We start from the raw sequence: 7,083 nt of genomic DNA, 5'->3' as shown, positions 1-7,083 counted from the left end.
CCTGCGGTTGCCAGTATTGTCGTGGCGCCGGTGATCGATGCGGTGGCGGATGATTACACGGCCAGCCCGGTGAACGGGTCGGATGGCGGCACGGTCGGGTCTGTTCTGGACAATGACCTGCTGAACGGCAATGCGATTGCGACCGATGGCAGCGACACGACGATCTCTGTCCTGGCCGATGGCGGCCTGACCGGTGTGAGCCTTGCCGATGACGGCACGCTGACGGTGCCTGCGGGCACGGCGGCGGGCAGCTATGACGTGACCTACGAGATCTGCTCGGAGCTGGATCCGGCGATCTGCGAGTTTGCAGTGGCCACGGTTGTGGTGGCCGCGCCCGCGATCGACGCGGTGGATGACTCTGTGGAGAACGTCGACGGACAACTGGGGATAACCGACGTTCTGTCAGTCTTTGAAAACGATACGCTGAACGGCGCGGCCCTGACTGATATGGCTCAGGTCAGCATCAGTGTAATTGCGCCGGCAACGTCGATCGGCACAGCACCAGTGCCGTTCTTGGATACGGCAGATGGCACGGTGGACGTTCCGGTTGGCACCCCTCAGGGTAGCTACGAAATCACCTATGAGATTTGCGAACTTGTTAATCCGACCAATTGTGCACAGGCCGTGGCTTCGATTACCATTTCTGCGACCCCACCGGTTGCTCAGGATGACTTGGTCGAGGGGCTTCAGACCGGCGTGCCTGCAACTCTGAATCCGCTTGATGATAACGGAAACGGCGTCGACTCCGATGTGGATGGCAGGTTGGAGCCCAGCACTCTGGTCCTGACTGGAACTGGCGCGCCCAGCGGGTCGGTTCTTGCGGCTGATGGCAAGAGCCTCTCCGTGCCGGGTCAGGGTGTTTGGACCGTCGATACAACGACAGGTGAAGTCATATTCTCGCCTGAGGATGGCTTTACAGCCGATCCTGCACCGGTGGCCTACACGGTCGCGGATAATGACGGCAACGTCTCGAATGAGGCGATCATCACCTTGCAGTTCGTCTCGATCCCGCCCGTTGCCCAGGATGACCTTATTGTCGACCTGGCGACTGGCAGCGTCGCAACGGTTGATCCTTTTGGCGACAACGGCAACGGGATAGACGCTGATCCTGATGGTTCTTTGGACCCGTCGTCGATGTTGCTGACAGGGACGGGGGCGCCCGCTGGGTCCGTGCTATCCGCTGACGGCAAGGCCTTGACTGTGCCGGGCGAGGGTGTCTGGGCAGTGGACGCTGCCACTGGCGAGGTGACCTTTACACCGCTTGCCGGCTTTAACGATGATCCGGCACCGGTTGCGTATTCGGTTGCCGACAATGACGGCAACGTTTCCAACGAAGCCACGATCGAAATCGACTATGGTCAGACCGTCTCGATGAGTTTGATCAAGTCGGTGTCAGAAATTATCGACACGTTCAGTGACGGCAACTTTGGCGGTGTAGACGATACTCTGCGTTACAGCTTCGTGGTGACAAACACCGGTGAACTGACGCTGCAGAATGTCGTCGTGCAAGATGCTGCCCTGGGTGGGGCGATTGCAACGATCGCAACGCTGGGTCTGGGTGAGACGACAACGGTCACCTACGACTACGTGATTACGGAAGCCGACCGGGTGGCGGGCCGTGCAGAGAACTCTGCTTCGGTAACAGGGACCGGCATCGACCGCTTTGGAAATCCGGAAATTGATCCCGGGACAGGCAACCCGCTGGTTGCCGAGGATGTCTCGGACGCTGGCACCGATGCGTCAACAGACCCGATTTCCGATCCGGAAGGCACCGAGACCCCGGACAGTGACGGGAACGTTGACGGCGATCCTGCGAATGATCCCACCGTCACTGCCATTCCAGTGGTTGGATCTGACACGTATCTGAGCGGCAAGGTGTTCCGCGACAATAACCTGAACGATATCTATGATGATGGCGTTGACGATCTGTTGCCGAATTTCGTGGTCAAACTGCTTACCAGTTCTGGCGGTCTTGTTCGCGAGACACGCAGCGATGCCGTCGGCTTCTATGAGATGGCGGATTTCGCGGTTGGCACAAACTACAGCGTCAACTTCAACGATCCTGACACTGGCGAGACAATTCGGACAATTTCCGGATTGGATTTCCCGGCCGGAGCCAAGACGACGGGTTTGGATTCCTTCATCCAGCCGGTCAACGTGCCGGAACTGGCACTCTCCAAGGTCGCAGCCGTGTCTTCGGTCATCGTCGGCGGGTCGGTGCCATATGAGATCACCGTTAAGAACTCCGGCACAAGTGACGCTACCGATATCAGCGTTGTCGACACGATGCCTGCGGGAATCAGCTATGTTGCCGAGACCGCCAAGGTTGACGGTGTGCTAGCGACGGTGAAGGTTTCTGGTGCGAGCATTACGTTCAGCGGTCTGACCGTCCCTGCGGGCGGATCAGTGCGCCTGTCACTTGTTGGACGTCTGAACGCGTCAGCAACGACCGGTGATATGGTCAACCGCGCGATTGCCTACGATTCCACGGGCGCGATCGTATCAAACGAGGCCACAGCCACGGTCACTCTGAAGCCCGAGGCCGTGTTCAACTGTTCCGATATTATCGGCCGGGTTTTCGATGACCGAAACATGAACGGGTATCAGGACGAAGGTGGAAACGAACCAGGATTGGCTGGCGTGCGCATCATGACCGTTGATGGCTTGGTGATCACGACCGACTCCCATGGCCGCTATAGCGTACCGTGTGCAGCGCTGCCAAAGTCCAACGGCTCCAACTTCGTGCTCAAGGTGGATGTGACAAGCTTGCCGACCGGGTATCGCATGACGACTGAAAACCCACGTGTTCAGCGCCTGACACCCGGTATCATGACCAAGTTCAACTTCGGTGCCGCGATTTCCAACGTTGTTGACCTCGACCTCGTTGCAGTTGCCTTTGACCCGAAAACCAATCGTCCGGTCCCGGCACTCGCGGCAGGCGTTGATCAGTTGGTCGCACAGTTGCGCGATCAGCCTTCGGTGCTGCGTCTCAGCTACTTCCGCCAAGGCGAAAGTCAGAAAGTGGCAAGGGCGCGTTTGGATGCCCTGGAAAACCTGATCAGACAACGCTGGTCCAAGCGCGGCCGGTATCAACTGCTCATCGAGCGCACAATCCAGTCTGTGCAGTAGGAGATTTCAAGATGAGTTTTGACCCTGTGGTGCGTCGTCTCTGCACAAGCGGAATTGCCATAGCAGCTTCGTCCGGGCTTTGGCTGATGCCGTCAAACACCGCGGCGCAGACAGATCCCTGTGTCGCCCCTTACGCGACTTTGCCTGCGGGTTGCGAACCGCTTAGCGCGGGCGAAGTGACAACAATTACCACCGGCGAGAATACCGAACCGGTTTCTTTGCCCGCTTCGATCAGCGGCGCCGGGTTCTCTTTGACGATCAATGGTCAAACGCTGGTTAGTGACCGCACGGTCGAGAGCATTGCGCGACAGGCGGATATCAAGCTGGCAGACGCTGACATTCGTGTCAGCTTTGACGGGTTGGGCCATGATCCCCGACTGGATCTGGAAATTTCAGGGACGCCCCGGATCTATGGGCCCGGCGACAGGATTCAGTTGCAAAGCGCACTGAACTATCCGGCCTATGTCTCTAGGGGTGAAATTCGCTTCATTGATCGCGCTGCTCCGGGTGGCCCGAAAACCATTATGACGGCCCCGATCACGCCAAATGGGCAGGCCAATGTCACCGTCCCTGAGGGGCGCGACATTTATGTGGTTCACCGCGTCTACGATGAGAAGGGGCGCTACGACGAAACCGCGCCGCTGCGTCTTGCCGCTTTGGATCAGCGCCCGCTCGCCGACGGGGTAGAGGACGGGTCGGACAATACCATCCGGCGCCGCATTCCGGTCCATGGCGGTGCAGTCACCATATCCGGCAGTGGTGTCGTGCCCGGTGCGACTGTCACTGCGATGGGAGAGCGGGTCGCGACCGATGGAAGTGGCGGATTTGTCATCCAGCGTATTCTTCCGCCTGGCGACTATGGGATTGATGTGAAGGTCAATGGGGCAGGGCAAAGCACCGCTATTGTGCGCGATGTCGAAGTCCCCAGCTCTCAGTGGATCTATGTCGGAACTGCGGACCTGACATATGGAATCCGCAACGACGATGGTGATCGATCCACCTATGACCGCGGCAGGCTTGCATTCTTTGCGGATGGCCGCACCGCAACAGGGTTCCGCATCACCGCCTCTGCCGATACGGGCGAGGATGAAGTGTCCGAGCTGTTCCACCGGTTGAACAAGAAAGATCCACAAAGCGTTCTGGACCAGATCGATCCGGACGATCTGTATCCGACATATGGCGACGATTCGACGATAGAGGACCGCACGCCGACGTCGGGGGCGATCTTCCTGCGGGTTGAGCGGGACGGGAACTACCTGCAATGGGGCGATTTCGACGCCGAATTGGGTGGCAGCGACCTGGTTCGCAATGACCGTAACCTTTACGGCTTCAGTGGCTATTGGGGTAGCCCGGACCAGACATCCTTTGGCGAACCCAAGGCGGCGTTGCTGGCGTACGGCGCCAAGCCGGATCAGTTGCCGCAACGCGATGTTTTCCTGGGAACGGGCGGCTCTGTCTACTTTCTGGACCGCCAAGAGCTGACCAACGGCACCGAAAACCTGTTCATTCAGCTTCGCGACCCGGACACAGGGCGTGTGATCGAAACCACCCCGCTCGTTGTGGGGCGTGATTATCAGATCAACTACGTTCAGGGCATTGTGACTCTGACAGAGCCTCTGCAATCGGGGTCTGGCACGCGTTTGGGCGGCGGCGACAGTGCCGAAGTCGTGCTGGTCGCACAATACGAATATACCCCGGCGATCAGCGACGTTGATGGATACGCTTACGGCGGAAGGGCCGAGGCATGGCTGAACGATCAGTGGCGCGTTGGTGTCTCTGGCATGGTCGAGCAAACAGGCGTTGACGATCAGTCTCTGGTCGGCGTTGACCTGATGTACCGACTTTCTGAAAACAGCTACGTCAAGGCCGAGGTGGCAAAGTCCGACGGACCGGGCTTTGGATCGAATTTCTCGTCCAACGGCGGTCTTGTGTTTGACAGCATAGACGGCGCGAGGGGCAGCGGCACTGCTACAAAAATTGACGCGTCGTTCGAGCTTGCCGATCTTGGCATCGCGCGCGACGGAAACATTTCAGCCTATTTCGAAGAACGCTCTGAAGGGTTTTCGTCGCTCGACACTCAGGTCACGGATACGACCGGAAACGAAACTTTCTGGGGCATCGCGGGCCAGATTGCAGCCTCCGAAGCGGTGGATCTGTCATTCGCATATGACAGTTATGAAAATGAAGTTGGTGAATTTGACAAATCTGCAGCGATCGCCGCCAAAGTTGCGGTGACGGAACGCCTGACGGTGGCTGCGGGTCTTGGGTATGAAGACAAAAAAGACATTTCTGGCAGTGAAACCGAAAACGGCAACCGGACGACCATCTCGGCGCGTGCGCACTATGAGCTGAATGATCGGGCAACAATCTACGGGTTCGGCCGTAGCACCATTACCAGAGACGGGCTTGAAGCGGATGATCGCATCGGCCTTGGCGGATCTTACCGTTTTTCCGACAACTGGACCGCCACAGGCGAGGTGTCGGATGGTGACAAGGGCGTCGGCGGGCGGCTCTTGGCCAGCTACAGTGACGAGGCGGGCAACACGTTCTATCTCGGCTACGAACTGGAACCCGGACGCGAAGTCGCAGGTCGTACGCTTTCCGGACAGGACCGAGGGCAGGTGGTTTCAGGTGGTCGGCGCGTTGTCAACGAACAGGTAACAGTATTCGGCGAAGGAACCTATGACGTCTTTGGCGACTATCGCTCTTTGACGCAATCCTACGGGCTGACGTTTGAACCGGTTGATGCCTGGTCCAGTACGGTTGCTATCGAAGTTGGCCAGGTCAAAGATGATTTTGACAGCGATTTTGAACGCCGCGCAATCTCGTTGGGCACGCGCTATGCCAACGAAGATCTGACCGTCGCAGGCCGTGTCGAGATGCGCCGGGACGAGGGGATCAACTCTGGAAACCCTTTGGATACAGACACGCTGTTCCTGACGTTGGATTCAAGTTACAAGATCGATGAACGTCAGCGTCTGGTCTTTTCGTTCGAGCACGCCAAGACTAAGACCGACGAAAGCGATGTGCTGGATGGCACCTTCACCGAGTTGACTCTTGGCTACGCATTTCGCCCGATCGACAATGACAAGCTGAACGTTCTGGCACGGTACCGCTATCTTGAAGACCTCTATGGTCAACGTGTCGACGATGACGACGAAGACGGAATCCGCCAGCGCAGCCACGTCCTGTCCGTCGATGCCAGCTACGATCTGAACCCCAGTTGGACGCTGGGCGGGAAATTGGGCTACCGCCTTTCCGAAACGTCGGCAACCGAAACGGATCCTTTTGTGTCGAACGACGCGTGGCTCGCCATCGCTAATGCGCGCTATCACCTGCCGCATGAATGGGATGTGTTGCTTGAAATGCGCAAACTGGCAACGGTTCAGTCTGACTCCTCTGAACTTGGCGTTCTGGCTGCGGCTTACAAGCACGTAAACAAGAACGTTCAGGTGGGTGTGGGGTATAACTTTGGATCGTTCTCGGACGATCTGACCGACCTGACCCGCGACGACGAGGGCCTTTTCCTGAACGTCGTCGCCAGCTTCTAAAGGACCTTGTCGCAGCGATCGGACCCACAAAAAGCTCAACAATCGCATCGAGGATTCGCATCGGCCGACCCGCAAACGGGAGAAGGTCACGGGCCGGTTTAAATCGATCCGACAGACCCAAAGGTTCCCCGCGGCTCACGATCAAATCAACACGATGTTCAGACCCCGCCGCTACCGCCTCTCGGCCGTGCCATCCCGCCATGCAAGGTCAGATGCCTTCGATCTGTGGCGCCGGTATGCGTCTGAAAAGCCCGCCTGAGAAAACCTCCCCGGGGACCGTCACAAATCAGTGCCGTGAAGTTGGCAATGTGAACCGCCCCGGGTTTACCGGAGAGTAAAACTCTCAAAAGGTGAGCCTCATGACAAACAAGAAACATACCCCGAGCTACACGGCCGAGTTCCG

General features: G+C 58.0%; 2 protein-coding genes and 1 pseudogene. All 3 read left to right on the top strand.

Features of this window, described 5'->3' with window-relative positions; translation table 11 throughout:
* A partial coding sequence (locus EDD52_RS23100) for a DUF7507 domain-containing protein (protein WP_132248971.1) occupies positions 1–3,129 on the top strand: 3,129 nt, incomplete at its 5' end.
* A gap of 11 nt (positions 3,130–3,140) precedes the next feature.
* Complete coding sequence (locus tag EDD52_RS23095; RefSeq protein ID WP_132248970.1) at positions 3,141–6,680, top strand: TonB-dependent receptor; 3,540 nt, start codon at positions 3,141–3,143, stop codon at positions 6,678–6,680.
* A gap of 19 nt (positions 6,681–6,699) precedes the next feature.
* Positions 6,700–6,939: pseudogene (locus EDD52_RS23090) on the top strand (DDE-type integrase/transposase/recombinase); the annotation flags it as partial.
* Positions 6,940–7,083 lie beyond the last annotated feature (144 nt).

The organism is Primorskyibacter sedentarius (genome assembly GCF_004342065.1).
GTDB classification, from domain to species: Bacteria; Pseudomonadota; Alphaproteobacteria; order Rhodobacterales; family Rhodobacteraceae; genus Primorskyibacter; species Primorskyibacter sedentarius.
This window is presented reverse-complemented; position numbering and strand designations above follow the sequence as displayed.

Coding starts and splice junctions, on each gene's coding strand:
- EDD52_RS23095 (WP_132248970.1), top strand. CDS start 3,141: ATGAGTTTTGACCCTGTGGTGCGTCGTCTCTGCACAAGCGGAATTGCC.